Consider the following 332-nt stretch of genomic DNA (forward strand, 5'->3'; position numbering starts at 1 on the left):
CGCCGTGCCGATAAACCCGACTTTGCGAATGCCGCGCCTTTGCGCTTCAATACCCGTCGGGTCCACGATATGCAAAAACGGCACGGACACCGCAGCGGCAACCTGCTGCGCGACGAGATGCATGGTGTTCGTGCAAAGCACGATGCAATGCGCCCCGCCCGCTTCCAGATGGCGCGCGGCCTCGCTGAGCCGGATGCCTGCAATGTTCCATTGTCCGTCGCGTTGAAGGCGTTCAATAGGCGCGAAATTCACGCTATGGAGCAGCACTTGCGCCGAGTTCAGTCCGCCGAGCCGGGTGCGCACATCCTGGTTGATCAGCCGATAATATTCAG

The 332-nt window shown here is 60.5% G+C and carries 1 pseudogene (running past one end of the window); it reads right to left on the reverse strand.

What is annotated here, in order from left to right:
- Nucleotides 1–332, reverse strand: a pseudogene (locus ACFFAR_RS14820) (aspartate/glutamate racemase family protein); its annotated part runs 61 nt beyond the window's last position; the annotation flags it as partial.

The organism is uncultured Caballeronia sp., assembly GCF_964243625.1.
Classification (GTDB): Bacteria; Pseudomonadota; Gammaproteobacteria; order Burkholderiales; family Burkholderiaceae; genus Caballeronia.